This is a genomic window from Pedobacter sp. AK013 (genome assembly GCF_014205835.1).
In the GTDB taxonomy this organism is placed as follows: domain Bacteria; phylum Bacteroidota; class Bacteroidia; order Sphingobacteriales; family Sphingobacteriaceae; genus Pedobacter.
In genome coordinates this window covers 146,732-172,699 of record NZ_JACHCQ010000007.1, presented here as the reverse complement: position 1 = coordinate 172,699, position 25,968 = coordinate 146,732, and the positions used below count along the sequence as shown (strand labels likewise).

General features: G+C 38.6%; 24 protein-coding genes. 19 read left to right on the top strand and 5 right to left on the bottom strand.

What is annotated here, in order from left to right; all coding sequences use genetic code 11:
* Positions 1-9: 9 nt before the first annotated feature.
* On the top strand, positions 10-1,131 hold the full coding sequence (locus tag HDC90_RS07265) for a TlpA disulfide reductase family protein (RefSeq protein WP_184465300.1): 1,122 nt from the start codon (positions 10-12) through the stop codon (positions 1,129-1,131).
* 4 nt (positions 1,132-1,135) lie between these two features.
* Positions 1,136-2,623, top strand: coding sequence for a redoxin domain-containing protein (locus HDC90_RS07260; protein ID WP_184465299.1), 1,488 nt, complete (start codon positions 1,136-1,138; stop codon positions 2,621-2,623).
* Positions 2,624-2,698: 75 nt separating this feature from the next.
* On the opposite strand, the gene HDC90_RS07255 is transcribed toward HDC90_RS07260, so the two are convergent.
* Positions 2,699-5,275, bottom strand: a complete 2,577-nt coding sequence (locus HDC90_RS07255) for an alpha-L-arabinofuranosidase C-terminal domain-containing protein (RefSeq protein WP_184465298.1) — start codon at positions 5,273-5,275, stop codon at positions 2,699-2,701.
* 593 nt (positions 5,276-5,868) lie between these two features.
* Between HDC90_RS07255 and HDC90_RS07250 the strand changes: the two genes are divergently transcribed.
* The 7 genes from HDC90_RS07250 to HDC90_RS07220 all read left to right on the top strand — a co-directional run bounded on the left by HDC90_RS07250 (position 5,869) and on the right by HDC90_RS07220 (position 13,780).
* Positions 5,869-5,946, top strand: a complete 78-nt coding sequence (locus HDC90_RS07250; RefSeq protein WP_082035969.1) for a potassium-transporting ATPase subunit F — start codon at positions 5,869-5,871, stop codon at positions 5,944-5,946.
* 38 nt (positions 5,947-5,984) lie between these two features.
* A complete protein-coding gene (kdpA, locus tag HDC90_RS07245; protein WP_184465297.1) occupies positions 5,985-7,703 on the top strand; it encodes a potassium-transporting ATPase subunit KdpA in 1,719 nt (572 codons plus the stop codon).
* Between the two features lie 148 nt (positions 7,704-7,851).
* Complete coding sequence (kdpB, locus tag HDC90_RS07240; protein WP_184465296.1) at positions 7,852-9,879, top strand: potassium-transporting ATPase subunit KdpB; 2,028 nt, start codon at positions 7,852-7,854, stop codon at positions 9,877-9,879.
* A gap of 125 nt (positions 9,880-10,004) precedes the next feature.
* Entirely contained in the window at positions 10,005-10,565 is a 561-nt protein-coding gene (locus tag HDC90_RS07235; RefSeq protein WP_184465295.1) for a K(+)-transporting ATPase subunit C, read from the top strand.
* Between the two features lie 202 nt (positions 10,566-10,767).
* Positions 10,768-11,838 (top strand): porin, encoded by a 1,071-nt coding sequence (locus tag HDC90_RS07230; RefSeq protein WP_184465294.1) that lies wholly within the window; start codon positions 10,768-10,770, stop codon positions 11,836-11,838.
* A gap of 557 nt (positions 11,839-12,395) precedes the next feature.
* A complete protein-coding gene (locus HDC90_RS07225; protein WP_184465293.1) occupies positions 12,396-12,644 on the top strand; it encodes a hypothetical protein in 249 nt (82 codons plus the stop codon).
* A gap of 5 nt (positions 12,645-12,649) precedes the next feature.
* The gene (locus HDC90_RS07220) at positions 12,650-13,780 is read left to right on the top strand and encodes a sensor protein KdpD (RefSeq protein WP_184465292.1); all 1,131 of its coding nucleotides are present in this window, start codon (positions 12,650-12,652) and stop codon (positions 13,778-13,780) included.
* Positions 13,781-13,959: 179 nt separating this feature from the next.
* Here HDC90_RS07220 and HDC90_RS07215 read toward each other — a convergent pair whose 3' ends face one another.
* Positions 13,960-14,526, bottom strand: a complete 567-nt coding sequence (locus HDC90_RS07215) for a DoxX family membrane protein (RefSeq protein ID WP_221451811.1) — start codon at positions 14,524-14,526, stop codon at positions 13,960-13,962.
* A gap of 395 nt (positions 14,527-14,921) precedes the next feature.
* On the opposite strand from HDC90_RS07215, the gene HDC90_RS07210 reads away from it, so the two are divergent.
* The 6 genes from HDC90_RS07210 to HDC90_RS07185 all read left to right on the top strand — a co-directional run bounded on the left by HDC90_RS07210 (position 14,922) and on the right by HDC90_RS07185 (position 22,195).
* Positions 14,922-15,716, top strand: a complete 795-nt coding sequence (locus HDC90_RS07210; protein ID WP_184465291.1) for an SDR family NAD(P)-dependent oxidoreductase — start codon at positions 14,922-14,924, stop codon at positions 15,714-15,716.
* Positions 15,717-15,873: 157 nt separating this feature from the next.
* Positions 15,874-16,968 carry a hypothetical protein gene (locus HDC90_RS07205; protein WP_184465290.1) on the top strand — a complete coding sequence of 365 codons (1,095 nt, stop codon included), beginning with the start codon at positions 15,874-15,876 and terminating at the stop codon, positions 16,966-16,968.
* A 132-nt stretch (positions 16,969-17,100) separates the two neighbouring features.
* The gene (locus HDC90_RS07200; RefSeq protein WP_221451810.1) at positions 17,101-17,703 is read left to right on the top strand and encodes an RNA polymerase sigma-70 factor; all 603 of its coding nucleotides are present in this window, start codon (positions 17,101-17,103) and stop codon (positions 17,701-17,703) included.
* Positions 17,687-18,673: a FecR family protein gene (locus tag HDC90_RS07195; RefSeq protein WP_184465289.1), complete on the top strand. Its 987-nt coding sequence runs from the start codon at positions 17,687-17,689 to the stop codon at positions 18,671-18,673. The genes HDC90_RS07200 and HDC90_RS07195 overlap by 17 nt, the downstream gene beginning before the upstream one ends.
* Entirely contained in the window at positions 18,673-20,409 is a 1,737-nt protein-coding gene (locus HDC90_RS07190) for an STN and carboxypeptidase regulatory-like domain-containing protein (RefSeq protein ID WP_184465288.1), read from the top strand. Before HDC90_RS07195 ends, HDC90_RS07190 begins: the two co-directional genes overlap by 1 nt.
* 820 nt (positions 20,410-21,229) lie before the next feature.
* Positions 21,230-22,195, top strand: coding sequence for a YafY family protein (locus tag HDC90_RS07185; RefSeq protein WP_184465287.1), 966 nt, complete (start codon positions 21,230-21,232; stop codon positions 22,193-22,195).
* A 13-nt stretch (positions 22,196-22,208) separates the two neighbouring features.
* Here HDC90_RS07185 and HDC90_RS07180 read toward each other — a convergent pair whose 3' ends face one another.
* On the bottom strand, positions 22,209-22,667 hold the full coding sequence (locus HDC90_RS07180) for a DinB family protein (RefSeq protein WP_184465286.1): 459 nt from the start codon (positions 22,665-22,667) through the stop codon (positions 22,209-22,211).
* Between the two features lie 114 nt (positions 22,668-22,781).
* Positions 22,782-23,174 carry a helix-turn-helix domain-containing protein gene (locus tag HDC90_RS07175; RefSeq protein ID WP_184465285.1) on the bottom strand — a complete coding sequence of 131 codons (393 nt, stop codon included), beginning with the start codon at positions 23,172-23,174 and terminating at the stop codon, positions 22,782-22,784.
* 92 nt (positions 23,175-23,266) lie between these two features.
* On the opposite strand from HDC90_RS07175, the gene HDC90_RS07170 reads away from it, so the two are divergent.
* Positions 23,267-24,007, top strand: a complete 741-nt coding sequence (locus HDC90_RS07170) for an SDR family NAD(P)-dependent oxidoreductase (RefSeq protein ID WP_184465284.1) — start codon at positions 23,267-23,269, stop codon at positions 24,005-24,007.
* A gap of 72 nt (positions 24,008-24,079) precedes the next feature.
* On the opposite strand, the gene HDC90_RS07165 is transcribed toward HDC90_RS07170, so the two are convergent.
* Positions 24,080-24,838 (bottom strand): response regulator transcription factor, encoded by a 759-nt coding sequence (locus HDC90_RS07165; RefSeq protein ID WP_184465283.1) that lies wholly within the window; start codon positions 24,836-24,838, stop codon positions 24,080-24,082.
* An 85-nt stretch (positions 24,839-24,923) separates the two neighbouring features.
* On the opposite strand from HDC90_RS07165, the gene HDC90_RS07160 reads away from it, so the two are divergent.
* The 3 genes from HDC90_RS07160 to HDC90_RS25485 are packed head-to-tail and all read left to right on the top strand — an operon-like array spanning position 24,924 to position 25,908.
* A complete protein-coding gene (locus HDC90_RS07160) occupies positions 24,924-25,172 on the top strand; it encodes a hypothetical protein (RefSeq protein ID WP_184465282.1) in 249 nt (82 codons plus the stop codon).
* 5 nt (positions 25,173-25,177) lie between these two features.
* Positions 25,178-25,645 (top strand): DUF3667 domain-containing protein, encoded by a 468-nt coding sequence (locus tag HDC90_RS25490; RefSeq protein WP_255497526.1) that lies wholly within the window; start codon positions 25,178-25,180, stop codon positions 25,643-25,645.
* Between the two features lie 29 nt (positions 25,646-25,674).
* Positions 25,675-25,908, top strand: coding sequence for a hypothetical protein (locus HDC90_RS25485; protein WP_255497525.1), 234 nt, complete (start codon positions 25,675-25,677; stop codon positions 25,906-25,908).
* Positions 25,909-25,968 lie beyond the last annotated feature (60 nt).

Sequence of the window (25,968 nt, the reverse complement as noted above, 5' to 3'; positions counted from 1 at the left end):
ACATCAATCATGAGAAAAACAATAAAATTAATAACATCTGCAACATTGGTTCTTTCGGTAGCGACTGCTTTTAGCCTACAAAAAGGATATAAATTAACGGGCAAGATAAGAGGGGTAGATAAGGGATTAATTTATCTTTCGCACAATATTGGCAATAAAGAAATAAAAGATTCTGCTGTAATTACAAATGGTAGCTTCAATTTTAGCGGGACAGTGCCTGAAGTTAAAATGTATACCTTAAAAATTAAAGGGGATAAACAGCAGAAGAACTTCTTTTTAGAAAATAAAGATATCTCTATAACGGGCCACAAGGACTCTCTATTTAATGCCAAGGTAATCGGATCGCCAGAAACCGATACTTATTTTGGTTTTTATAACGGCCCGTGGAAAGCCATAACAGCAAAAGCGGGTCAGATTTATCGCCGATTGGATAGTACAAACCAAAAAGGTAAAGTAACCTTAAGCCCTGCACAGCGCAAACCTTTCGATGATGAATTTAAAGCGCTTGATGTGCTTAATCAAAATGCCATAAAAGCTTATGTAGCAGCACATGCTTCTTCAGTAGCGGTTGCAGCAATAGTAGAAGATCGCTTTATTAATTATCCTAATCCTGAGCAAGCAGCAATTATGTATGCGTTATTTAGCCCTGCAGTTAAAGCCTCGTTTTACGGTAGGGCCATTAAAGAAAGTTTAGCATTAACCAATAAAACTGCGCCCGGAAAATTGGCTCCAGACTTTGTAATGAATGATATAGATGGGAAGCCAGTTAAACTTTCTGCACTCCGTGGAAAATATGTTTTGGTAGATTTTTGGGCAAGCTGGTGCGGTCCGTGCCGTAAAGAAAACCCGAATGTGGCGGCAGCCTATAAAAAATACCATGATAAAGGTTTCGAGATTTTAGGCGTATCGTTAGATAGTAAAAAAGAAGCCTGGTTAAAAGCCATTAATGATGACGATTTAACCTGGAAGCATGTTTCTGACCTGAAAGGTTGGGCGAATACTGCGGCTGCGTTATATGGTATAAAATCTGTTCCAGCTAGTTTTTTATTGGATAAAGCTGGTAAAGTTGTAGCAAAGGATTTACGCGGAGAAGAATTGAACAATACCTTGTCTAACCTATTTAAAGATTAATTACATGAACACATTAAATATCAGTAGCAAAATGTTAGGATTGCTTTCTATCCTCATTTTAGGAAGTATAAGTAGTTTAAAAGCACAAATCAAACCTATAGATACAACCAGGATTTATCTTGACAAATTGGTAGCATCGAAAGAGCCTGCAGACAAAGCTCTACTGGCAGCTAAATTACAACAGTTGGCCGCTGCCAATCAGGAAAAAGATGTAGACCTGGCCATTAATTACTATTATAAGTTAAAGAATGCAAAAGCTTCCGATTCACTTGTTCAGGTAGAATTACAAAAGTTCCCTAGAGGTTCGAGAGCGAGGGCACAGGAGGCCAGCAAAATTTATGATGCGAAGACGGCACTGGAGAAAGAAAACGCCTATAAAATCTGGATGAAGAAATTTCCGGTTTCGGGTTCTGGAGAAGAATTGATTGTGTACGATTATGTGGTATCAGCTATCGCTTGCGAATATGCCAAAGAGAAAAATACAGCTAAAGCCATTGAGTATATCAATAAGCTGCAGGTAGATTTCTGGAAAGGAAATGGATATGCAGGGGTGGCTGAAAACTTTTATAAAACGGGTGATTTGAAAAACGCTGCAGTATATTATAAAAAAGCCATGGAAGTAGCTAAAGCCTATTACGATGGTAAATTGCCTAACGAAAACTCGTCTAAATTTGCCGCATCGGGTTACCCAGGTTTAACCATGACGTATGCCGCTATTCTTTTCGAACAGAAAAAATATAACGAGGCATTGATATATGCCGATTTAGCAGCTAAAAATCCAAAAACGGCTTCGCCAAGATCAAATTTTCAATATGCCAAAATATTAATGGCATTAAACAGAAATCAAGAAGCTTATACCAAATTAGAAGAAGCCGTAAAATCTGGCAAAGCCAATGATGAAATGAGTTCGACCTTTAAAACGCTTTATGTTAAAGTGAAAGGAAGTGATGCTGGTTTTGATGCTTATGCCGCCGAAATAAGAAAAGGGATTCTGGCCAATCTACAGCAAAAACTTAACAAAGAAATCATCAGTAAACCTGCTGTAGATTTTACATTAACCGATATTGAGGGTAAAAAAGTTACACTCAGCAGCTTAAAAGGTAAAGTGGTTATTCTTGATTTTTGGGCTACCTGGTGTGGGCCATGCAAAGCCTCTTTCCCAGCCATGCAAATGGCCGTTAATAAATATAAAGAAGATCCTAATGTAAAGTTTCTATTTATTCACACCTGGGAGAAAACAGCCACACCATTACAAGATGCCAGCGATTATATCAAATCGCAAAAATATAATTTCGAGGTACTGATGGATACTAAAGATCCTGATACGAAAATTAATAAGGTGGTTACCGATTACAAAGTATCGGGCATTCCATCTAAGTTTGTGATCGATCCTGCAGGAAACATCCGGTTTAACCTGATGGGCTTTGATGGTAGTAATGAAGCCGCTGTAGATGAAATTTCGATGATGATTGATATGGTAAAGAAAGGATAAGATACATACCTCTTTTTAGGGAAAACCCTGTACAAAGTTCTTTGTACAGGGTTTTTTATGTTTTATTACTTAAAACTATTTTGCTTTAAATCTTAAAACGGTAAAAGAGTAAGCCGGTAACTCGAGTTGTTTGGTTGCCTCAGTACTGATTTTTGTAATCACAGGAATAGCTTTTTTATCATCGGGGTTGCCAGAGAGTATGGTTTTAATAGCATTTTTTCCAAGCTGTTGCTGATTGAAATCAAACGAGGTGTTTACAGTTACGGGAAGTAGGTTAACCAGTTTAACTATTAAATCTCCTGTTTTAGCATCCTTAACCATAGAACAAGCCATCCGTTTCTTCACGTTTTCTCGGTTCGAAGAAAGCAACACCGTTGATGGAATATACTCATCTCCGGCATTCTGTCCATATAATTGCTGTACAAAATAGCCTATTGTAGGTTTTACTTCTGTATTATTGAAATAGATCAGATCAGGATTCCATTGCGTATGCCCTTCTTTAGCGATTAGCGGAGCATAAGATGCCATGCTTACCACATCACCATTACGCTCAAGTGAAAGGAGGTACAATGCCTCGGCAAGCGAGGTTTCTAGGTTGGTTCTATTACCGCCCGGTAAACTTGCGGCGTATTCGCCCAGATAAACTTTCGATTTAGACCGATCGTAACTGTCGTAAAAATTCTGATTATTGATAAACCAGCCCGGCGATTGGTAATAATGTTCGTCAATAATGGGCACGTTAAGGTTTGATGCAATTTGCCAGCCAGCTTCATAATCAGTTCCTTCGAAAAATGGACCTGCGGTACCAATAATCGTAATTTCAGGGTGCGATTTTTTTAGGGCTTTATAGATCATGGTAAACCGTTCGGCAAATACTTCGGTAATCTGGTCTTCGTTGCCAATGCCTATATACTTCAGGTTAAATGGTTTTGGGTGGCCTGCTTCAGCACGTTTCCTTCCCCATTCGGTTTTTACATCGCCATTGGCATATTCGATCAAGTCTACTATATCCTGTATATATTGCCCCATTTCACTCATTGGTATGCCGCCCTGTTGGCCACCACCACCTGTGCCCGAATTTTGGCAGGGTACACCAGCGGCTACTACCGGAACAGGTACAGCACCAATATCTTCACAGAATTGGAAGTACTCGTAATAACCGAGCCCCATGGTTTGATGATAGCCCCAAAGGTTTCGGTCTGGTTTGCGTGCAGCTAAGGGACCGATTGAGTTTTTCCATTTGTAGATATTGGCTATACCATCACCATGAGCAAGACAGCCTCCTGGAAAACGTACAAAACGGGGGTGTATATCTGCAATAGTTTGAGCCAGATCTGCCCTTAACCCGTTTGTTCGGCCTTTAAAGCTGTTCTTTGGAAATAATGAAACCATATCTATTGCAATACGGCCTGGGTTACTCATTACGATTTCGAGTTTTGCATCGGTAGCATCTGCAGAAGGTATCAAAGTTAAGGCTGTTGTTTTCCAGTTGCTCGAAGTGATGTTTAAGTTTGATTTAGCCAAAATTCCCTGTTTATCACTTACCAGCCTTATTTCGAGATTCATCTTTTTTATATCCAATTGTTTAGCCGATAACGAAAAATCATAGGCTTCTCCTTTTTTTAAGGTTATTCCATCAAAACCGCTATTCAGGATGGATGCTCCTGCAAGAGGGATATCCAAAACTGCATAGTGCGGATTATTGGGATGGATAGGCGAAATCGAATCTATTTTCATGGTCGCGCGATCACCTTTCAATATCCAGGCATAACTGCTGTTCCAATTTTGGTCGTTGTACTCTTTATCTCGCGGGTGATATTCAAAATCCCGGTTCTGAATGAGTTCGGCATATAAACCGCCATCAGCTGCATAATTTAAATCTTCGAAAAATACACCTGTTAGCATATTACTGATCGCTTTTGCTTTATCGGGTTGGAAAGTTATTTTTGCCTCCACATTTTTAAGACCCGCAAAACGCTGTGCATCATCTTTAGTGGTTTCACTATCCTGTTTCCTTTTATAATCTTTTAGTTCATATGCTTTTTTTAAGCCCAAAATAACTTTCCATGGTAAACGGTGTACTTGCCCAGTAACTTTATTGAATAGATTAACCGATGTACTCCCATTAAGATAAGCTGAAGCAGGCACTTCTTTTACAGGGCTGTAATGGCTTAAATCATTGGTTTTGGTCTGGAAATATTTTCCATATGCATCTGCATAGGTTACAGTATATTCATCAAGATTACTGTTATATGTAATAATTGGGCGTAAAACATTTTTACCCTGATTTACATAAGGATAGTTTTGCGGACTCCAGTTTATTAGATCTGTCGAACTTGAGGTGGCAAACTGCAACGTACGGTCGTTCAGGCTCCAAATGCATACCCAAAGTCCATTTTTACCCTGAATAAGAAAAGGCGTTATCATTTTTTTTTCGCTTCCCCATCGGCCATAATCACTTTTCAGATAGGTATAATCGTTTCCCAGAGGAGTCCAGTTCTGTTTATCTAAACTCCAGGCAAATCGAAGTCCGTTTGCATTGTAGGCAAATAAATAGGCCGAATCGGGCTCGTTCTCTATTTTTTTATTTATGGCCAATACATTGGCTGCCAATAAGATTAGCACTGCAAGAAGCCAAAATTTTCTTTCCATTTCCTGTTAAAATTTAATTGTTAAATTCAATTAAAGCATCAGCAGCAAAACTATTCTAGTTTATAAGAAGTGATGATTTTGGTTAGAATTTTTTTCTAATTTAAATAATAATCGTCATTATAACGATTATTATTGAATTACTTATTCAGAAATAACTTGGCGAGAAGCTATTTATCGTAAACCATGATAAAAACACAGGCCAATGACCCAACGGTGCACTTCTAGTCTTAGCGCCTCGCTAAGACTTTATTTTTTGCTGCAGAGAATCCGGACACGGAATTACATGATGAGGCTAAGCGATACGCTAAGACCAGAGTTTAGTAGGGGCAACGAAGAGATTAATTTTTCCCAAATGAAAAAAACCTTTCCAAAATGGAAGGGTTTTTTTTTACCTCATTTTTATTTATGTAAAGTAATTTGTTTAACTTGTTGTTTGTCAGGTGTTTGTTGGGGTGGTGTCTTTTATGGTATGAGAGTTGGCTATTGGCCTATAAAATCATTACAATCATGACAATATTACTTTTTTTAATCCTAGTTCTGCTCTGCTGGGCTACTTACAAATCAATTGACTGGTTCGAAAAAATCTAAACACTATGATCGCATTATTTATTATCGCCATCGCCGTATTTATCTATATGATCTACGTGCTGATCAAACCCGAAAAATTTTAATCTTTTCTCCTTTTATGGAGCATTTAACAAATTAAGAAATGAATACTGAATTAACAGGCATTATCGCCACCTTCCTGCTCACTCTGGTTATTGCCATACCATTGGGTAAATACCTGGCCAAGGTTTTTGCAGGAGAAAAAGTCTGGACAGATTTTTTAAAACCATTGGAAACTGGTATTTACAAGCTTTCCGGAATCAATATTAAAGAGCAAATGAACTGGAAACAGCAGTTAAAAGCACTGCTTACCATTAATATACTATGGTTGTTTTATGGTTTTTTTGTGCTTATTTTTCAGGATAAGCTTCCATTCAATCCGGATGGAAACCCTGGGATGACACCAGATCTTGCTTTTAACACCATTATCAGCTTTGTTGCCAACTGTAATTTGCAACATTATTCTGGAGAAAGTGGCGTAAGCTACCTTACCCAGCAATATGTGCTCATGTTTCTTCAGTTCGTGAGTGCAGCTACAGGTATTGCGGCTGCGGTAGTCCTTTTTAAAGCTTTCAGAGATAAAACAACAACTGAGCTTGGTAATTTCTGGGAATTTTTTGTAAAATCTATTACCCGTTTATTATTGCCATTATCTTTTGTGATGGCCTTAATCTTAACTTTTAACGGTACGCCTGCAAGTTATGAGGGGAAAGATAAATTTATCTCCCTACAAGGAGACACGGTTAATGTTTCGAGGGGGCCAGCTGCTCAGATGATTGCTATTAAACATTTGGGTACCAATGGCGGAGGTTATTTTGGTGCCAATTCTGCACACCCTTTTGAAAATCCAAGCTACTTTACCAATATGGTTGAGTTAATTGCACAGGTAATTATCCCTGTTGCAATGGTAATTGCGTTTGGTTATTTCATCCGCAGGAAGAAACTGGCCTGGACCATTTTTGGGGTTATGACTATTGGTCTGTTTATGTTGCTTTTACCTATGCTTAGCTCAGAGTTGGGCGGTAATCCGGCATTAGCTAAAATGGGAATTTCTCAGTCTACTGGTGCCATGGAAGGAAAAGAAGTTCGCTTCGGCCCGGCTGCCTCTGCTTACTGGGCTACTGTAACTACAATTATTTCTACCGGTTCAGTGAACAGTATGCACGATAGTACGATGCCGATGTCAGGCACATGGCAATTACTGGGCATGATGATCAATTCATTCTATGGAGGATGTGGCGTTGGTTTATTGAACTATTTTATTTACCTGATCGTTGCCGTATTTATTTCAGGATTGATGGTTGGCAGAACACCTGAATTCCTCGGACATAAAGTAGAAGCCAGAGAGATTAAAATTGCGGCCATTATCACTTTATTGAGCCCATTTTTGATACTGGCAGGAACTGCGATTGCAAGTTACATCTTCACCAACCATGGCAATGCGGCATGGGCTGTTCAGCCTAAAAGCTGGCTCAATAACCCTGGTTTCCATGGATTTTCAGAAATGCTGTACGAAATGACTTCATCAAATGCCAACAACGGCTCAGGGTTTGAGGGACTAGGTGATAACAATATCTTTTGGAATCTATCTACAGGGATTGTGATTTTCTTAGGCCGTTTCTTGCCGATTATTGGCCCGGTTGCCATCGCTGGATTATTAGGTGCTAAGAAATTTATACCAGAATCGGCCGGTACGCTTAAAACAGATACCAAAACCTTTGCACTGATGACTTTTGCAGTGATCATCGTGTTAAATGCACTTTCTTATTTCCCTGCCTTGGCTTTAGGCCCGTTGGCAGAATATTTTACCATGCTTAAATAAAATGAATTTGTCACATTGAGCCTCCCGAATTTTCGGGACAAGTAGTCGAAATGATTTATCAAAGGTCCTTTCACAAGCTCAGGATGACAAGTCACACGATAATCTGTGAAATCGATTAAATCTGAGAAATCACATAACAAATAAAAAAATGAAACCCAATAATAAATTGTTCGAACCTGCCTTGGTGCAGACCGCACTAAAACAATCTTTCATCAAACTCGATCCAAGGGTAATGGTACGTAACCCGGTGATGTTTACCGTAGAAATCGGAACGCTGGTAATGGCTTATGTTACCATATACTCTTTCAGCCATAACGGACAAGGATCACCTTTATATAATTTCTTTATCTTTTTAGTTTTATTGCTTACCGTGCTGTTTGCAAACTTCGCCGAAGCCATTGCCGAAGCAAGGGGTAAAGCACAAGCCGATAGCCTGCGTAAAACAAGAGAAGAAACACCTGCTAAAGTGCTTTTAGCAAATGGAACCATCGAGATCCGTTCATCAAACCAGTTAAAAAAAGGAGATGTGTTTATTTGTGAAACCGGCGATACGATTCCAACTGATGGAGAGATTATTGAAGGTATTGCTACGATCGACGAATCGGCCATTACAGGTGAGTCTGCTCCAGTAATTCGCGAATCAGGAGGCGATAAATCTTCGGTAACCGGAGGTACAAAAGTTTTATCAGATGAGATTAAAGTTCAGGTGAGTACTGCTCCCGGAGAAAGTTTTTTAGATAAAATGATTGCTTTGGTTGAAGGTGCATCACGTCAGAAAACACCAAACGAAATTGCTTTAACCATTCTACTGGCCAGCTTTACTTTGGTATTCATTATTGTATGCGTAACGTTAAAACCTTTTGCCGATTATGCCAATACTCCGATCACCATTGCGGCATTAATTTCCCTTTTTGTTTGTCTGATCCCAACAACCATCGGCGGACTTTTATCTGCCATTGGTATTGCCGGAATGGACAGGGCATTAAGAGCAAACGTAATTACCAAATCGGGTAAAGCGGTAGAAACTGCAGGCGATATTGATGTATTGCTGTTAGACAAGACCGGAACCATTACCATTGGTAACCGTAAAGCCACCAATTTTTATCCAACTGCGGGTGTAAACATTAAAGCTTTTACCGATGCCTGTGTGCTAAGCTCTTTGGCAGATGAAACTCCAGAAGGAAAATCGATTATCGAACTGGCTGCTGAGCAGGGTATCAAATCTACTGGAACACCAGAAGGATCTACATTCATCAAATTTACCGCCGAAACCCGCTCAAGTGGCTTAGATACAGCCGAAGGGAGAAGGATTAGAAAAGGTGCTTTCGATTCGATCAGGAATATAGTTGAAAAAGCTGGAAATATTTTCCCTTCCGACATTGAAAATCATGTGAAAACTATAGCTACCAATGGAGGAACGCCACTTGTGGTTTCTGAAAATGAAAAAGCCCTTGGTGTAATCGAGTTACAGGATATTATTAAACCTGGAATCAGCGAACGTTTCGAACGCCTGAGGAAAATGGGTGTGAAAACAGTAATGGTTACAGGTGATAATCCATTGACTGCTAAATATATAGCAGATAAAGCTGGTGTTGATGATTTTATTGCAGAGGCTAAGCCCGAAGATAAAATGAATTACATCAAAGATGAGCAAACAATGGGTAAACTGGTGGCGATGATGGGCGACGGTACCAATGATGCCCCAGCTTTAGCACAGGCAGATGTTGGGGTAGCCATGAACAGTGGAACACAGGCTGCAAAAGAGGCTGGTAATATGGTCGATTTGGATAACGACCCAACCAAATTGATCGAGATCGTGGAAATTGGTAAACAGTTGTTGATTACCCGTGGTACATTGACCACTTTTTCTATCGCAAATGATGTGGCCAAGTATTTTGCTATTGTTCCGGCTTTGTTTATTGCATCTATACCAGCTTTGCAAAGCCTGAACATTATGGGCTTGCATTCGCCAGAATCAGCTATTATGTCGGCTGTTATTTTTAATGCCATTATTATTCCAATCCTGATTCCGTTAGCATTAAAAGGGGTTGCCTATAAACCTATCGGTGCAACTGCTTTATTACGCAGAAACCTATTTATATACGGTATTGGTGGTGTAGTAGCCCCGTTTATAGGTATTAAAATAATCGATTTATTGGTCGGATTATTTGTGTAAAACAAATTGTCATTCTGAGCACAGCGAAGAATCTTTAGTGATGAAGTAGTTGCTAAACAGAATTGTAATAGCTAAAGATGCTTCGTACCTCAGCATGACACCAAGGAAATTTAAAAAATACAAAAATGAAAAAGTACATCATTCAATCTATCCGCTTAACCCTAGTCCTATTGGTACTGTTATGCGTAGTATATCCTATTAGTGTAGCCCTTATCGGTAAAATGTCTAAAGGGCACGGTGGAGGAGAAAAAATCACCAAAAATGGTAAAACAGTAGGTTATGCATTATTGGGTCAGTCGTTTACCAAACCACAATATTTCTGGGGAAGACCATCAGCAGTTGCTTACAATGCAGCAGGTTCTGCAGGTTCTAACAAGGGACCATCTAATCCTGATTATTTAAAAGAAGTGCAGTCGCGTATCGATACTTTATTGAAATATAATCCGGGCATCAAAAAATCTGATATCCCAGCAGATATGGTTACCGCATCAGGAAGCGGACTTGATCCAAATATTTCGGAACAAGGTGCCGCCATTCAGATCCAGAGGGTTGCTGCAGCCCGTAAAATCGATGTTAAAAAAGTGAAAGAACTTGTAGCTATGAATACCCTGAAACCATTTATGGGTGTTTTTGGTCCTTCATCGGTAAACGTGTTAAAGTTAAATCTTGCCCTTGATGAGCTTTAATTAACAATTCCATCATTTCGACCGTAGTGGACAGAGCTTTACTATTTGTTAAAGATCTCTCCGTTCCACTTCGTTCCAGTCGAGATGACGACCACTTTATTAATAATCAATTTCCCAAAACAATAACAATGGTAATGCATTAAGGTCTGGTGTCAACTAGCCTGGGCCTTAGGCTTTGCCCAATACAAAGCAATCAAATAAAATGAAAAAAATACTATTACTTGCCGCTACACTCACTACAGGATTTTTTGCGAAAGCACAGGAAGAACCTAAAATTAAAGTAACGGGCTACCTAGAAGCCTATTATGGATACGATTTTAACAAACCTGCTGACCATAACCGCCCTGGTTTTATTTATTCGCATAACCGCGCCAACGAAGTAAACCTGAACCTTGGTTTTATCAAGGCAGCTTACGATACTGGAAATATCCGCGCCAACTTAGCAGTAATGGCCGGAACTTATGCCAATGCCAATCTTGCTGCCGAGCCAGGAGTTTTGAAAAATATCTTTGAAGCCAATGCAGGTGTGAAATTATCCAAAACAGAAAATCTTTGGATTGATGCCGGAATCTTTTCTTCGCACATCGGTTTTGAAAGTGCGGTTTCGAAAGATTGCTGGGTACTAACCAGAAATATTTCTTCAGAAAATACACCTTACTACGAATCGGGTGCCAAAATTACTTATGGTACCAAAGATGGTAAGTTTACGGCTACCGCATTGTACTTAAACGGATGGCAGCGCATTACCCGCCAGAATGGAAATAATAAACCTGCCGGTGGACTTCAGCTTACCTGGAAACCCACAGATAAAATTACGGTAAACTACAGCAATTATCTTGGAGCAGAAGGTGCCGATTCGGTTAGGGTTAATCGGTTTTACCACAACGTTTACGGTATCTTTCAGCTAACTGATAAATTTGGTGTAACCCTTGGATTTGATTATGGAACCCAACAGAAACAAAAAGGGAGTAGTGATAAAAGCGAAGTCATTTCTCCAGTGGCCATTGCACAATACAAATTTGCGCCAAAATGGGCTGTTGCCGGAAGATTTGAATATTATGAAGATAAAAACGGAATTTTTATTGCGACAGGCACGCCACAAGGTTTTAAAACCAAAGGTTATTCCTTAAATCTTGATTATTCGCCAATAGCTAATGCCGTTGTGCGGTTAGAAGGAAAAGCCTATGATAGTAAAGACAAAATTTTTGCAAGAGAGGGGGCAGCGGTTAATGCCAATGCAAGCCTAACAGCAAGTATAGCTGTATCGTTTTAATGCGGTTCGTTTGCACGGGGATGAGGATTCCTCTTTAAAATTTGTCATCCTGAGGGTTAATTTATTGTATAAAAATCAATATAAGTGACATAAGGGTTTTTATCGTATTGTAAGCCGCGAGGAATCGTCATTGCTGTAAAGGTTTAGTAATTCGGTAACAGAATTACTAAACCTTTACAATTGCGAGAAGGCTTTTTCGGCCGACGAAGCAATCTTACAACGATCGCTACTAGCGTGCGCATTAAGATTGCTTCGTGCCTCGCAATGACGACCTTCTTAAGAAATCTGTCAATGATAGCTTGTCGAAGGACCAACTAAAATGCATGATAAAGCGTTTCGATACTTCGTCAAGCTCAGCACAGGCTAAGCTCAACGTGCAATGTCTTAAGTTAAGCACCGTGGTCATCAGTCTGAGCCTAGTCGAAGACCTCTTGAGCTTGATGAATTGCAAATAAATGCCCTTCGACTACGCTCAGGGTAACTCTTTTTGCAATTTATCCCTTAACTTAATGACATTGCTCAACGTGGCAGATTAGTATAATTTTAATATTAAAACAATGCATCCTTACATAGAAATTCTGTTCAGCCTGTTTTTAGCGATCTCTGGAATGCTGATGATCAGAAAACTCAGTTCATTAAAAAGGAGAAGAACATACAACATAAAGAGTGGTTACGTAATGGAAAAACAGATCAAACTGATTTCCAAAAAGATTTCACTTAAATTTACAATGGTTTTATTCGCCCTTGTTATGATTGTTGTCATCACCATATTAATAGAAAAAGGAATAATGACTGTTACCTGGTAAAGATTATGGAAGAAGAACAAAAGGAAGAATCGGTTAGGCACTTTTTAGATCTGGTTAAAAAATCCAGGCGTGGAAAGCTCAAAATCTATATTGGCATGAGTGCTGGTGTAGGAAAAACTTATCGTATGCTTCAGGAATCGCATGCACTGTTGCGAAATGGCGTAGATATTTGCATCGGTTATGTCGAAACCCACAAAAGGGCAGAAACAGAGGCTCTTGTTGCCGGCCTTCCTGTTATCCCGCGACGGAAAATCTTTTATCGTGGTAAAGAAATAGAGGAGATGGACCTCAAGGGGATCATAAACCGCCATCCGGAGATTGTTATTGTAGATGAACTTGCCCATACCAATGCCGAAGGCAGCAAAAACACTAAACGCTGGCAGGATGTTTTCGATCTGCTTGAGGCAGGGATCAGCGTAGTATCTGCAGTTAATATCCAGCACCTGGAAAGCATTAATGAAGAAATTGAGCAGATTACAGGCATAGCCGTTACCGAACGCATTCCAGATAAGATACTGGAAATCGCCGACGAAATCGTAAACATCGACCTTACGGCCGACGAATTGGTTACCCGCCTTAAAGAGGGTAAAATTTACGATCAATCTAAAATCGAAAGGGCATTGGGCAATTTTTTTCAATCTGATAAAATTCTTCAGCTGCGCGAGCTGGCCTTAAAAGAGGTGGTGCACCAGGTAGAACGGAAAATCCAGACCGAAATTCCGAAATCTATTAAAATGAGACCTGAACGCTTTTTGGCCTGTATTTCTTCTAACGCCGAAACTGCAGGGGTGGTCATACGGAAAACAGCAAGACTGGCTTCGTATTACCGATCACCTTGGATCGTGTTATACGTGCAGAGCGATAGCGAAAGCATGGAACGCATTAAACTAGATAAACAACGCCACCTGATTAACCATTTTAAACTGGCTACCGAGCTTGGGGGCGAAGTAATCAAAGTGAAAAGTAATGCGATTACCAAAACCATCATTGATATTGCAAACGAAAAAGAAATCACGACCATTTGTATTGGTAAACCCCATCTTAATATTTTTCAGGTTATTATGCGTACTGCAATTTTTAATGGTTTACTGAAGAATCTGGCGATGAAGGACATTGATTTGGTGATTCTTTCTTAAAGGAGAAAAACGTCATTGCATGGATCTGAAAGCCTAAGCAATAAATAAACTGCTATTAAAAAACAAAACAGACCTTATTTGTGCAAAGTCTGTTTTATAAATTGTTTTTCGGTAGGTGTAAATTAATAACAAGCTTCCTTCTACATTGTTTTAAAAATGTGAAATAAATGTTTGTGGTTTTAAGCTGTTTTCAATCTGATGATGCGCCTGATCCTGCCGAAGCGTTTTTCAAGTTTTACAGCCTTTTCTTCCAACACTAGCTTGTTTATTAGCTTTCCGCCTTTAAGCGTTGCGCCTATTAAGATTCCACCAGAAATTAATACAAAGTTTTTGATGATATATTGACCTAGCAGTGTAGGCACTAACACAGAATGATGAAAGGTTTCGTGCGGGAAAAAGATCAGCGGAAGAAATGTTCCGGCCATCTGCATATACAATAAGACCAGGGTAAGTCTGAGCCATGCTTTGGTAACTAAACCCAAACCGATAATACACTCCCAAATGGCAAGTATGGGCATGGATGTTGATGGCTTTACCAAGCCAAATGTAAGTTTAAGAATGGTACGACCTGCAATTTCTTCTGCAGCGCTCACACCGGGAAAAAATTTGAGTAAGCCAAACCAAATGAATATTATACCGAGGCAGATACGCAAAATATTGATGCCATTCCGTGCCTTCCAGGCCACAATTCTTGCTTCTGTTTTTCCGCTGATAATGAACATCTTTTTAGGTTTTAGTATGAGCATATACGTGGATAAACAGCTTATAGTTTACTTCAAATTAGAGTTATTTACACTTGTAGGATGTTAAAACATTTGATTTTTCTAAAATTATATCTCTCTCTTAGTCTTAGCGTCTCGCTAAGACAATTACTACCGTCTGCATTAGAAAACCCCATCTTAATATTTTTTAGATCATTCTACATACGGCGGTTTTTAATGGTTTACTGAAGAATCTGGCCATGAAGGATATCGATTTGGTTATCCTATCTTAAATAACAATGGCTGGTCACATCATTCTCAAATAATCAAAACCATATCTCTTTATATTAGCTTGAAATATTAGCACTAATAAAGTGATATTTAAAAAGATACTAAATGTTTGATTAATTTTATCGTAAACATTACTTAAAAATCAAAGAATGGATTTACAGTTAAAAAATAAAACAGCTTTTATAAGCGGTTCTACCGCAGGTATCGGATTCGCAATTGCCGAAAGTTTATTAAAAGAAGGTGTAAAAGTAATCATCAATGGCCGATCGCAAAGTAGTGTAGATGATGCCATAAAATCTTTGCAAGGTATAGCAGGGAACGAATTTATTTCAGGCATTGCCGCCGATTTTTCGAAAGCCGATGAGGTAGGTAATTTGATAGATCAACTACCGGATATAGATATATTGATTAATAATGCAGGCATTTTTGAACCTAAAGCTTTTGAAGATATCAGTGACGAAGATTGGTTCAGATTTTTCGAAGTCAATGTCATGAGCGGAATTAGGTTGTCTCGGCAGCTATTCCCTAAAATGTTAAAGAAAAACTGGGGCAGGATTATCTTTATCTCCAGTGAATCGGCAGTATTTATCCCGGATGAAATGATCCACTATGGTATGACTAAAACTGCACAGTTGGCGGTTAGCCGTGGCTTGGCAGAATTAACCCAAGGTACAGAGGTAACCGTCAATTCAATTTTGCCTGGCCCTACAAAATCAAAAGGGGTTGGCGGTTTTATTGAAGATTTGGCTAAAACGGGAAATCTCACCATTGCCGAAGTAGAAGCTGATTTCTTTAAGAACATGAGGCCTACTTCATTATTGCAGCGCTTTCTTGATGTTAGTGAAATTGCAAATGCAGTTACTTTTTATGTAAGTCCATTAGCCTCCGGAACCAATGGAGCTGCCATTAGGGTAGAAGGAGGCTTAGTGAGATCAATATTGTAGATGATCTTTGCGTTTATAAACATGCTGGCGAGCTTTTAATTTATCATTTTCAGAGGCTAAAAAAAGCTTTTATAATAACGGCGTACAAAGAAATATTTTTTTGCTGCACGTAGGGGTAAGTGCTGTGTTTGTTGTCTCATTTTAAAATTAGACAGAAATGATCACAACTTCAACAAAAATTAGAAACAGTTTTGCAGCAAGCATCAACTTCAAAAAAGCATCCGGTGTTAAAACATTGGGTTTAGCTATACTCTTAAGTACAGGTTTAAATGGTTTTGCACAAGAAGGCAAAAAAGGGAAAGTAAATATTGGTTTCGTATATCCGGTAAGTACGAACGGAACCCATGCTGCACTAGATACAAACGTATTTTCATTTAATGCTTTGGTTGGTGTTTCGGCAGCAGAAAAAGGTGCCTCATTTGCTGGCCTTTCCAATATTGTGCGTAAAAATACAAGTGGGGTACAGTTCGCAGGTTTTTCTAACCACATTGGAGGTAAAGCAAATGGAGCATTGTTTTCAGGTTTTATCAATACTTATGGCGGTGGAAATGGAGCTGCAATTGCAGGTTTCGCCAATATCTCAAAAGAAAACAGTGGTGCGCAGGTGGCTGGTTTTATGAACTGGACTTCTAAAAATGTTTCAGTAGCTCAGATTGGGGGTTTTATGAATAAGGCGGACGATGTAAAAGGATCACAAATTGCCGGTTTTATCAATGTGGCAAAGAAAGTAAAAGGCGTTCAGCTTGCCGGTTTTATTAACGTGGCCGATAGCAGCGATTATCCGATCGGGATTATCAATATTGTTAAAAATGGCGAGAAAAGTATTGCTTTAACTACCAACCAGAATTTAACTACCATGGCTACATTCAGATCGGGCGGAAAAGTATTATATGGGATTATAGGTGCTGGTTATAACTTTAAAAATAAAGATGAGGTTTATGCTTTCGAAGCCGGTTTAGGTGCGCACTTTTTTCAATCGGAACACTTTAGGTTAAATGCAGAACTTACCGCAGGTTCATTGCAAAATTTTAAAAGAGGCAATTATTTTAAATCTACCTTTCAGTTACTGCCTTCATTGAGGATAGGCCAAAATTTAGAAATTTTTGCAGGCCCATCATTCAATTTTGTATCCACCAATACCGAGGAAGGAAAAACCCTGCAAAAACACTACGTAAAAAGCTGGGACAGAAAAGATAATACCTTACATGCCCTATTTTTAGGTTATACAGGTGGTTTGGCCATTAGTTTTTAGAAATTGAATTATTGAATGACTGAATTATTGAGTTTTGAATGATTGAATTAGTATCCTTAACATTCCCTCATTCAGTCTTTCCGTCATTCAATCAATTTGTCCTGCGCTCATTAAATTATTAAATATATATATTTGATTACAATTAAACCAGTGGAATTAACAGCAGTAGCTTCCGAAACTAGCCATCAATACGATGATGATACCGCATTTGAACATTTGTTCAAAACGCATTATAATGCGCTGCATGCTTATGCTCAGGTGATTTTAAAAGATGAAGATATTGCTGAAGAAATTGTACAGGGAATGTTCTTAAAGTTTTGGGAAAAAAGGGGAAGCCTTAAAATACAATCTATAAAAGCATATCTCTACAAATGTGTTTACAACGATAGTTTAAATTATATTAAACAAGAAAAAACCAAGAGCAAATACCAGGAATTTACGGTACACACCATGAATACAGAACATGAACCTGCCGCTGCAAAAGTCGAATTTACAGAGCTTCAGCAGCATTTAAGAGAGGCCCTGAATCATTTACCCGAGCAATGCCGCACCATTTTTCAAATGAGTAGGTTCGAAGAATTGAAATATCGCGAAATTGCCGATCATTTAGGTTTATCTATTAAAACAGTAGAAAATCAAATGGGTAAGGCTTTAAAGATTTTAAGACTAAAACTGGCTGATTTCTTGGTGTTTATTTTACTTGGGCTATGGTATTATAATGATTTTTTTAATTAGAAGAAAGCGTATGACTGATGAATTATTGATAAAGGTTCTTCTAAAAGAAAGTACTGAAGAAGAAAACAACAAGGTAGAAAAGTGGCTAAACACTGCCGAAGCCAATAAAAAACATTTCTCGCAGCTAGAAACCATCTGGCAGGTAAGCAATAGCCTAAAAAATGAAAACAAAAGAGATGAAGAGCAGGCATGGACAAATTTTAAGGCGAGAAGAGCTGATTTAAAATTACAGGGCAACAATATTAAGCCATTAAATGTTGGTAAAATTTGGCTAAGGATAGCTGCGGTATTGTTTATTGCTGTGGGCGGATGGATCGGATACAGTTTATACGGCCCCGTAAAATATACCGAACTCGTGGCCACCAACCAGGTACGTACCGAAACTTTGCCCGATGGATCGGCCCTTACCTTAAACAAGAATTCAAAAATAAGTTACGCTGCTCACTTTAAAAACAACAGAAAACTGAAATTGGAACAAGGTGATGTATTCTTTGATGTAGCTAAAGATAAAATCCATCCTTTTGTCATCGACATTGAAAAAATCAGTGTAGAAGTGGTAGGTACCTCATTCAACATTAAGCATATAAAGAAGGTTACCGAAATTAACGTAGAAACCGGAATTGTGAAAGTTCGCCTGGCCAACGATGAAATTAAGCTTTATAAGGGCGAAAAAATTATCATTAATAACAATACCCTTAAACTGATAAAAGAACAAAGCACCGATCAGCTTTACAACTATTATCGTAGCAACATGTTTCAGGCGAATAACATTCCTTTATCTAAACTGGTGATTGCCTTGAATGAGGCTTATGGAAGCAACATCACGGTGGAGGAAAATATTAAAGGCTTAACCATCAATACCACTTTAAAAATGGGATCGATAAACCAGAATCTTGAAATTATCTGCCAAACCTTAAATTTACAGTTATCCCGTAACGGCAACACCGTTTTGTTGTCTGATAAGAAATAATGAAGACAAAACTGATTATTTTATTGCTCTTTATTTCGGGCTATTGCACTGCACAGGTTAACACGGTAGATTATAGGAGGAATTTGTCAAAAAGGGTAAGCCTAAATGTTAAGCAAGAAAGGGTTGGCCACGTTTTGCAGATGTTAAGCAAAGCCGGTGGATTCTATTTTTCTTATAATGGTGTGCTGTTTAGTCAGGATAGTCTGGTTAACCTGAATGTGAAAAATGTTCCGGTGCGCGAGGTTTTAGATCAGCTGTTTAATGGTAAGGTAGATTATAAAGAGAATGCCGAATACATTATTCTGCGCTATGCTGTAAATCATTTAACAATAGAAGCAGAGCATATTGCCAATGGCGACAATGAGTACGCAATAAGTGGTTATGTGGTTGATACCAGAACGGGGAATAAAGTTAAACAGGCCAGTGTTTACGAAAAAAAACTGCTTCAGGCTGCGCTTACCGATAACAATGGTTATTTTACGTTGCGTTTTAGGGGCGAGCACAGTGGTGTAATTTTAACAGCAAGTAAAGAAACTTATCGCGATACAGCCCTCGTTTTTTTGGCTGATATCAATATAAAACCTGAGAAATATGAAGATCCGGATAAAGAGAAGGGGGCATTTTTCTCCAACACTTTTGGAGGGAGGGGAATATGGCGTTTTTTGCTCTCGTCAAAACAGCGCATCCAAAACCTTAATATTCCCAGTTTTTTAGCACAAACACCTTTTCAGGCATCGTTTACCCCCGGGTTAAGTTCGCATGGCAGCATGAGTTCTAGTGTCGTAAACAAAGTATCGTTAAATATATTAGGTGGTTATACCGCCGGAACAAATGGTTTTGAAATCGCTGGTGCGTTTAATTTAACCAAGGGTGATATTAAAAAGATTCAGCTGGCGGGTTTGTTTAATGTAGTAGGCGGATCGGTAATGGGTACTCAGTTTTCGGGTGCTTACAACGATGTAAATATGAATGTAGATGGTTTGCAGGTAGCAGGTTTGTTAAACAGGGTAAAAAGTAAGGTAAGAGGATTGCAACTGGCCGGGGTAGGTAACCTCGCGGGAAAAGATATTAAAGGAGTGCAGGTAGCCGGGCTGATTAATGTGAGCAAAAATACAACAGGGATCCAGCTGGCAGGTGTATTGAATAAAACATCTGGCCGTTTAAAAGGGATGCAGCTTAGCGGATTAGTTAACCATGCCCAAAATATGGAAGGTTTTCAGCTTGGCGTGGTCAACCTGGCCGATTCATCATCCGGCATCAGTATCGGTTTAATCAATTTATCGAATAACGGCTACCGTAAAATAATGGCATATAGCAACGAGGTAATCAATACCAACGTCGCTTTTAAAACCGGGAATGCGAAATTATATACCTTATTAATTGCGGGTAAAAATTTTTCAGATACTGCCAGGGTATTTACTTTTGGATTAGGCCTTGGTCATGATTTTATATTAAACAAACGCTTCTCCATCGCAACCGAAGGCACGATCCAATCGATATATCTTGGTCACATTGAAGAAGCAAACACACTGTACAGGATACAGACCTACTTACAGGTTAATGCTTTATCCCGCTTTGCTTTTTTTGCCGGACCTGCTTACTCGTATTATGTAAGGAGAGCGGTTGTTCTTGGTGAAAGTTATAAAAAGGAATTAGCGCCTGCTTGGCAGCATAGCTTTAAAAACGGTGCACAAGGTTGGTTAGGCTGGAACTTTGGCCTTATGTTTTCTCTATAGATCGTTTATTTATCGATTTATGGCTTCAATTAATTAAATGGCTATATTTGATTACCAATTTTATTCTCATGTTATTACTCGCTGTTCCATTATATTTTATTGCGTTTTTTGGCTGGATCGTTTATACTGCCTTGATTAAGAAAAATCTGAAACAAAACATGCCAATGTTTTATTTCGGAGGTGTGTTTAGCTTGATCTGGATTGTGATTATAACGATTGCTTATATTTAAATCAAATTATTAAAAGGATTTAATTCCCGCCTGCACCATCATTTAGGAGCGCAGCACAAATTAGTTGCTTGAATTTAGGTCTTACTGTTTCATTGTAACGTAGTATTTTACGCGCTTCGCTGTTTGATACCAGCTTTTCTGTCATATTGAATAAAGTTCCGAACGGCCAGTTAGGCAGTAGGTATTGGGCACACGCCGTGATATGTGCCGCTATGCAAATATAATCTCAGTAATGCGATAACGATTATATGCCTGGCTAATTTTATAAATATAAAATCTGCACTGCCATAGGGTTGTCATCAGGCCTGCTAAATTTGCCACATTGTTAAAATAATTTATGGATCATCCGTTCCAGAAAATTATTTTACTAATTGCTAATAGTGGAAAAAAAGAGCGTTATAGAGAATTTTGTCCGGGTAGCATCAATGAATGGCGAAACTATAGATAAAGCCTTTTTTTAGCTAGAAAGACAGAAAAAAAATAAATGTGAAGATGTTTATGCCTTTTTTCTGTAAACGGAAACCCAATAATTTTTTCGCTAAAGGCAAACAATCTAATGTGCTGTTTAATTAAATACCTACACTTTTAAAATGGATATTACCAAGAGATTTGACCGGATACTACAGATATTTTTTCTACTGCAATCTAAATCTGTGGTCACTACGGGAGAGTTACAAAAGCGGTTCGACATCAGTTTAAGAACAATTTATAGGGATTTAAAAGCCCTGGAAATCGCCGGCATTCCAATCGTAAATGAATCAGGATCTGGTTATTCGATTATGGAAGGCTTTAGGCTACAGCCATCAAGGTTTAGTCAGGAAGAAATTCTCAGTTTAATGGTTGCCGAAAAAGTAATGCAGAAACATGAAACCGAATTTGTTAAAAAACATTTTGAGGCGGCACTTATCAAAATAAAAAGCTCTTTCCAGGTGCATCAAAAAAGAGATTTCCTGCATTTAGAAGATACCATACATCTTAAAAACGATTTTAAACCTAACGATTACCTACCCAACATAATCGATGTTTTACTTAATAGTACTTTGAAGAAAAAAATAACCCATATCGATTATATTAAAAGCGGTGATGTTCATACAGTTGGCAGATCTGTAGAACCCATCGGTGTATTCTACGAACACAGCCTTTGGTATCTTTTAGCCTATTGCCATTTAAGGAAAGATTACCGCAATTTTAGATTAGACAGGATTAAAAAAGTTTTAATGCTCCAGGAAAACTTTACCATTAAACACCCGCCAATTAACGAATTCAGGGATAAAAGTCTATCTGAAAATATGATGAAGGTAGAAATTAGGGTAGAGCGGAAGTATGCGCATTTTTTATATTGGGACCGACAGATTTTCGGATTTACAGGAGAAGAGATTTCAGATGATTTTGTGATTATGTATTTCAACTGTTCTCTTCCCGTTGTTTCTTTTGTACGCTGGTTTATTAAATTTGTTGATGTAGCCGAAATTATGGAACCAACCCATTTAAACAACGAGCTGATTGAAATAATGGAATCTGGTTTGAAGAGAATAAACAATAAAAGAGCTATTTAAGCTCTTTTATTGTTTAATAACGGTCCCAGAAAAATGGAGGCTCAATACCTAAGGCCCTTAAATAAACAAAGCCTTGGCCGCGGTGGTGTATTTCATTATCAATGAAATACAAGAGGTGACTAATTATCGTAAACTCATACTGCCCGAATAATTTAATAGTTTCATGAAGCTGATCTTCGGAGATCTGGTTAAAGTACTCCACAATCTTTGGGGTATCCTCATCCCATTTTGCTAAAATTTCTTCCTTGGTATTCAGCTGAAGATCGTGGCTAAGTGGCGTTATTTCTCTGGTAACCATTTCTTTTAACCCGGGAACATTAATCGATAACAACTCTTTTATTAATGCAGAAAAAGGTCTCATTCCACCGATCGAAAATTCGAACAATTCTTTTTCCGGAAATTTTTCAATGGTTTTCCTGGTTAGTTTTCTGTGGCCTAACCAGTGCTGTAGTAATTCGCTTTTGGTAATCATAGTTGCTGATATTTTGTTATAGTATTTAATAGAACAAAGCTAAAATCAGCCTATGACAGCAGTTTGTCAGTCGAAAAATGGCTTATGAATTTTTATTTTTTTGAACCCGACGGGCTACTGCTCCAGCACTACAACAGTAGATAACTCCTGTGTTTCGTTGATATGCTCCCGGTACATATTGCCCCAAGCAGACATGGCATCAAGCATTGGTTTCATGGTACGGCCCAGATCAGTTAGACTATATTCTACCCTTGGTGGTACCTCCGGAAAAACAATACGCGTAATAACCTGGTCTTTCTCCAGTTCTCTTAACTGTGCCACCAACATCCGTTCTGATATGCCAATAATGTCTTTTTTAAGTTCGCCATAGCGCATGGTACCATAAGAAAGGCGACATAATATGGCAGGTTTCCACCTGCCGCCAATTACAGCTAGTGATGAAGACATGCCACAACTGTCGATCATCATTTTTTCGTTCAAAGCATTGGTTGATGTTTCTTTTCTCATTTCTTACTTTTTTGTTAGTACCTAACAATTTGTTGTTTACCTGCAAATGTAAAGTATCTCTTTTACATTAGCTGAAAATTTAAAAAATACAGATGAAAAAATTAACAGATAAAATTGCACTGGTAACAGGAGGAAGCCGGGGCATAGGTGCAGCAATTGTAAAAAGATTGGCAGCAGAAGGTGCAAAAGTGGTATTTACTTATGCCAATTCAGCCGAAAAGGCTTTGGCTGTGGTGGCAGAGGTTAAAGCTGCGGGTGGGTTTGCTGTCGCATTAAAAGCAAGCAGTACAGTACCTGCTGAGGTAAGTGGAGCAGTAGCTAAAACCATTACCGATTTTGGCCGTATAGATGTGCTGATCAGCAATGCAGGCATTTACATTGGCAAAGCTTTTGAAGAACACACACTTGAAGATTATAACGAAATTATGGCCGTTAACGTACAGGCAGTTTTTGTGGCAGCTTTGGCCGCTGTAAAAGGCATGCCCGAGGGCGGACGGATTATTACCATAGGCAGCAACATGGGCGATAACGCTGTTGGTCCAGAAACTACTTTGTATACCATGAGCAAATCGGCATTACAGGGTTTTACACGTGGTTTAGCACGCGATCTTGGCGCCCGAAAAATTACGGTAAACCTGATTCAGCCCGGACCAATCAATACCGATATGAATCCTGCTGATGCGCCGCTGGCTGATTTCTTAAGAACCCGTATGGCTTTGCCAGATTATGGTACTGTAGAAGATATTGCAGCATTTGTAAGCTTTATTGCAAGTGAAGAAGCCAGATACATTACCGGCTCGTTTTTAACTATCGACGGTGGCTTGAACGCTTAAGGCTATCCGATAAACCTAGACTTTGGTTGGGGAGGGCAATTCCCGGCCAAAATATTGTAAAAATCGATGAGACTAAATCATCTTACTATTAACTGCATGTGAAAGTGCTTCAACCATATTAGTTACTTCCAATCTTTCAAAAATCCGTCGCCTGTAATACTTAACGGTATCAGGGGCAACAAATATTTTTTCGGCAATTTGGTTAATGGTTAAGCCCTGGGCATGCAGTTGCAATATTTCGATTTCCCTTTTACTGAGTTTTGGTTTCTTTGATTTCTGCCAGATTTTACTTTCGATATTTAACTCCCACAGATCATCAGTACCATGTTTGTAAATATAGATATTACCAGCCTGCTGATGGTGCGAGATGGAGACAATGCACATCGCTTTCCACATCTTTCCTTCGCCAGTTAAAAATAAGGGGGTGAGTCTATGGTTAATCAACGTGAGTTTACCTTCCTGGTTAACCAGATGAAAATCGTAAGTGATACTATAGTGTTTTTTTTCTCTATAGGGTAGTTTGGCAAAAAAATCGAACCCAGCTTCGTTGATCAGACTCAACAATACGAGATCTTTTTCCGGAACATTTTTAAAATAAAATTCATAGCCCAAACCCAATACCTCTTCGGGCGAATAACCACATAAAAATAAAGGGTTTTCAGAAACATACTCAAATGCCATTTTTTCGTAATCGATCACATACACGCTTTCGTAGGTTAAACGCGCAAAAGCTTTTACAGCCTCCATGTAATCTTGCTGCTGAAGGTCTTCAGTTGATATTTTTTCAACCTTATTTTTCGTCAGTAAAGTGGAGGTAATGGTGTCTTTCATTTAGGAGATGGCTTAATACCAAATTTACACTAAAGTGTAGTCTCTGAAAATATTTTTGTACCCATTTTTACAGAAAAAATTTTGAATGATGAAAAAATGGTCTGAATTAAGCTTGGCAGAGTTAAATAAAACCAAGTCGATGTTAAAGGGTACCTTAATTGGATTTATCATATTTGGGGTGCTTATTACTTTAGCCTTGTTTCTTCTCAAGGCAAAATTGGTATTATTCATCCCGGCAATGGTGCTGCCCATCACCTGGTTACCGATCTACAGCTCTTTGAAATCGGTAAATGAAGAGATCAGATTACGTCATGCACCAGATGCTAACCGATAAGTGATATGCATCCTGATCTAATAAGTTGCAGAAACTGTAGCCAAGCCGTTAACACTAGATTTTGCGGCCATTGCGGCCAGCCGGTGCATGTTAAAAGGGTAGATGCACACTATATATTACACGAAATACAACATATTCTACATTTCGAAAAAGGAATATTCTTCACGGTAAAAGAACTGTTGGTCAGGCCTGGTCAGAATATCAGGTTATTTATTACCGAGAACCGAAGCCGGTTGGTAAAGCCGATTATATTTATCATCGTTAGCTCCTTAATTTATACAGTAATTAGCCATTTCTTCCATATAGAGGAAGGTTATGTTGAATTTAGCGAGGTAAAAAAAACAAGCATTGGTTTAATTTTCGATTGGGTACAGGGACATTATGGTTATGCCAATATTTTAATGGGTGTTTGCATTTCCTTGTGGTTAAAACTATTTTCAAAAAATACAGTTACAACTTCTTCGAAATATTAATCCTGTTATGCTTTGTAATGGGGATTGGCATGTTAATTATTTCTGTTTTTGCCATTGCCGAAGGACTTAGTAAAATCAGTTTCATGAAAGTTTCGGGCGTTACGGTGGCAGTCTATAGTACATGGGCAATAGCACAGTTTTTTAACGGGAAAAAAGTGGCAAGCTACTTAAAAGCAATTATTGCCTACAGCTTGGGGGTGTTAATATTTGGCATTGTGTTAGTGCTTTTGGGAATTTCAATCGATTTGTTGATAAAATATTAAACAGGCCTGAAATTTCCATATTTTAGAATGATCCACATCAAAAATAGAGGAGATTTAGAA

What these genes read in the sequence shown, in the direction of transcription:
- HDC90_RS07265 (WP_184465300.1), top strand. Translation starts at nt 10, where the DNA reads ATGAGAAAAACAATAAAATTAATAACATCTGCAACATTGGTTCTTTCG.
- HDC90_RS07260 (WP_184465299.1), top strand. Translation starts at nt 1,136, where the DNA reads ATGAACACATTAAATATCAGTAGCAAAATGTTAGGATTGCTTTCTATC.
- HDC90_RS07255 (WP_184465298.1), bottom strand. Translation starts at nt 5,275, where the DNA reads ATGGAAAGAAAATTTTGGCTTCTTGCAGTGCTAATCTTATTGGCAGCC.
- HDC90_RS07250 (WP_082035969.1), top strand. Translation starts at nt 5,869, where the DNA reads ATGATCGCATTATTTATTATCGCCATCGCCGTATTTATCTATATGATC.
- kdpA (WP_184465297.1), top strand. Translation starts at nt 5,985, where the DNA reads ATGAATACTGAATTAACAGGCATTATCGCCACCTTCCTGCTCACTCTG.
- kdpB (WP_184465296.1), top strand. Translation starts at nt 7,852, where the DNA reads ATGAAACCCAATAATAAATTGTTCGAACCTGCCTTGGTGCAGACCGCA.
- HDC90_RS07235 (WP_184465295.1), top strand. Translation starts at nt 10,005, where the DNA reads ATGAAAAAGTACATCATTCAATCTATCCGCTTAACCCTAGTCCTATTG.
- HDC90_RS07230 (WP_184465294.1), top strand. Translation starts at nt 10,768, where the DNA reads ATGAAAAAAATACTATTACTTGCCGCTACACTCACTACAGGATTTTTT.
- HDC90_RS07225 (WP_184465293.1), top strand. Translation starts at nt 12,396, where the DNA reads ATGCATCCTTACATAGAAATTCTGTTCAGCCTGTTTTTAGCGATCTCT.
- HDC90_RS07220 (WP_184465292.1), top strand. Translation starts at nt 12,650, where the DNA reads ATGGAAGAAGAACAAAAGGAAGAATCGGTTAGGCACTTTTTAGATCTG.
- HDC90_RS07215 (WP_221451811.1), bottom strand. Translation starts at nt 14,526, where the DNA reads ATGCTCATACTAAAACCTAAAAAGATGTTCATTATCAGCGGAAAAACA.
- HDC90_RS07210 (WP_184465291.1), top strand. Translation starts at nt 14,922, where the DNA reads ATGGATTTACAGTTAAAAAATAAAACAGCTTTTATAAGCGGTTCTACC.
- HDC90_RS07205 (WP_184465290.1), top strand. Translation starts at nt 15,874, where the DNA reads ATGATCACAACTTCAACAAAAATTAGAAACAGTTTTGCAGCAAGCATC.
- HDC90_RS07195 (WP_184465289.1), top strand. Translation starts at nt 17,687, where the DNA reads ATGATTTTTTTAATTAGAAGAAAGCGTATGACTGATGAATTATTGATA.
- HDC90_RS07190 (WP_184465288.1), top strand. Translation starts at nt 18,673, where the DNA reads ATGAAGACAAAACTGATTATTTTATTGCTCTTTATTTCGGGCTATTGC.
- HDC90_RS07185 (WP_184465287.1), top strand. Translation starts at nt 21,230, where the DNA reads ATGGATATTACCAAGAGATTTGACCGGATACTACAGATATTTTTTCTA.
- HDC90_RS07180 (WP_184465286.1), bottom strand. Translation starts at nt 22,667, where the DNA reads ATGATTACCAAAAGCGAATTACTACAGCACTGGTTAGGCCACAGAAAA.
- HDC90_RS07175 (WP_184465285.1), bottom strand. Translation starts at nt 23,174, where the DNA reads ATGAGAAAAGAAACATCAACCAATGCTTTGAACGAAAAAATGATGATC.
- HDC90_RS07170 (WP_184465284.1), top strand. Translation starts at nt 23,267, where the DNA reads ATGAAAAAATTAACAGATAAAATTGCACTGGTAACAGGAGGAAGCCGG.
- HDC90_RS07165 (WP_184465283.1), bottom strand. Translation starts at nt 24,838, where the DNA reads ATGAAAGACACCATTACCTCCACTTTACTGACGAAAAATAAGGTTGAA.
- HDC90_RS07160 (WP_184465282.1), top strand. Translation starts at nt 24,924, where the DNA reads ATGATGAAAAAATGGTCTGAATTAAGCTTGGCAGAGTTAAATAAAACC.
- HDC90_RS25490 (WP_255497526.1), top strand. Translation starts at nt 25,178, where the DNA reads ATGCATCCTGATCTAATAAGTTGCAGAAACTGTAGCCAAGCCGTTAAC.
- HDC90_RS25485 (WP_255497525.1), top strand. Translation starts at nt 25,675, where the DNA reads ATGTTAATTATTTCTGTTTTTGCCATTGCCGAAGGACTTAGTAAAATC.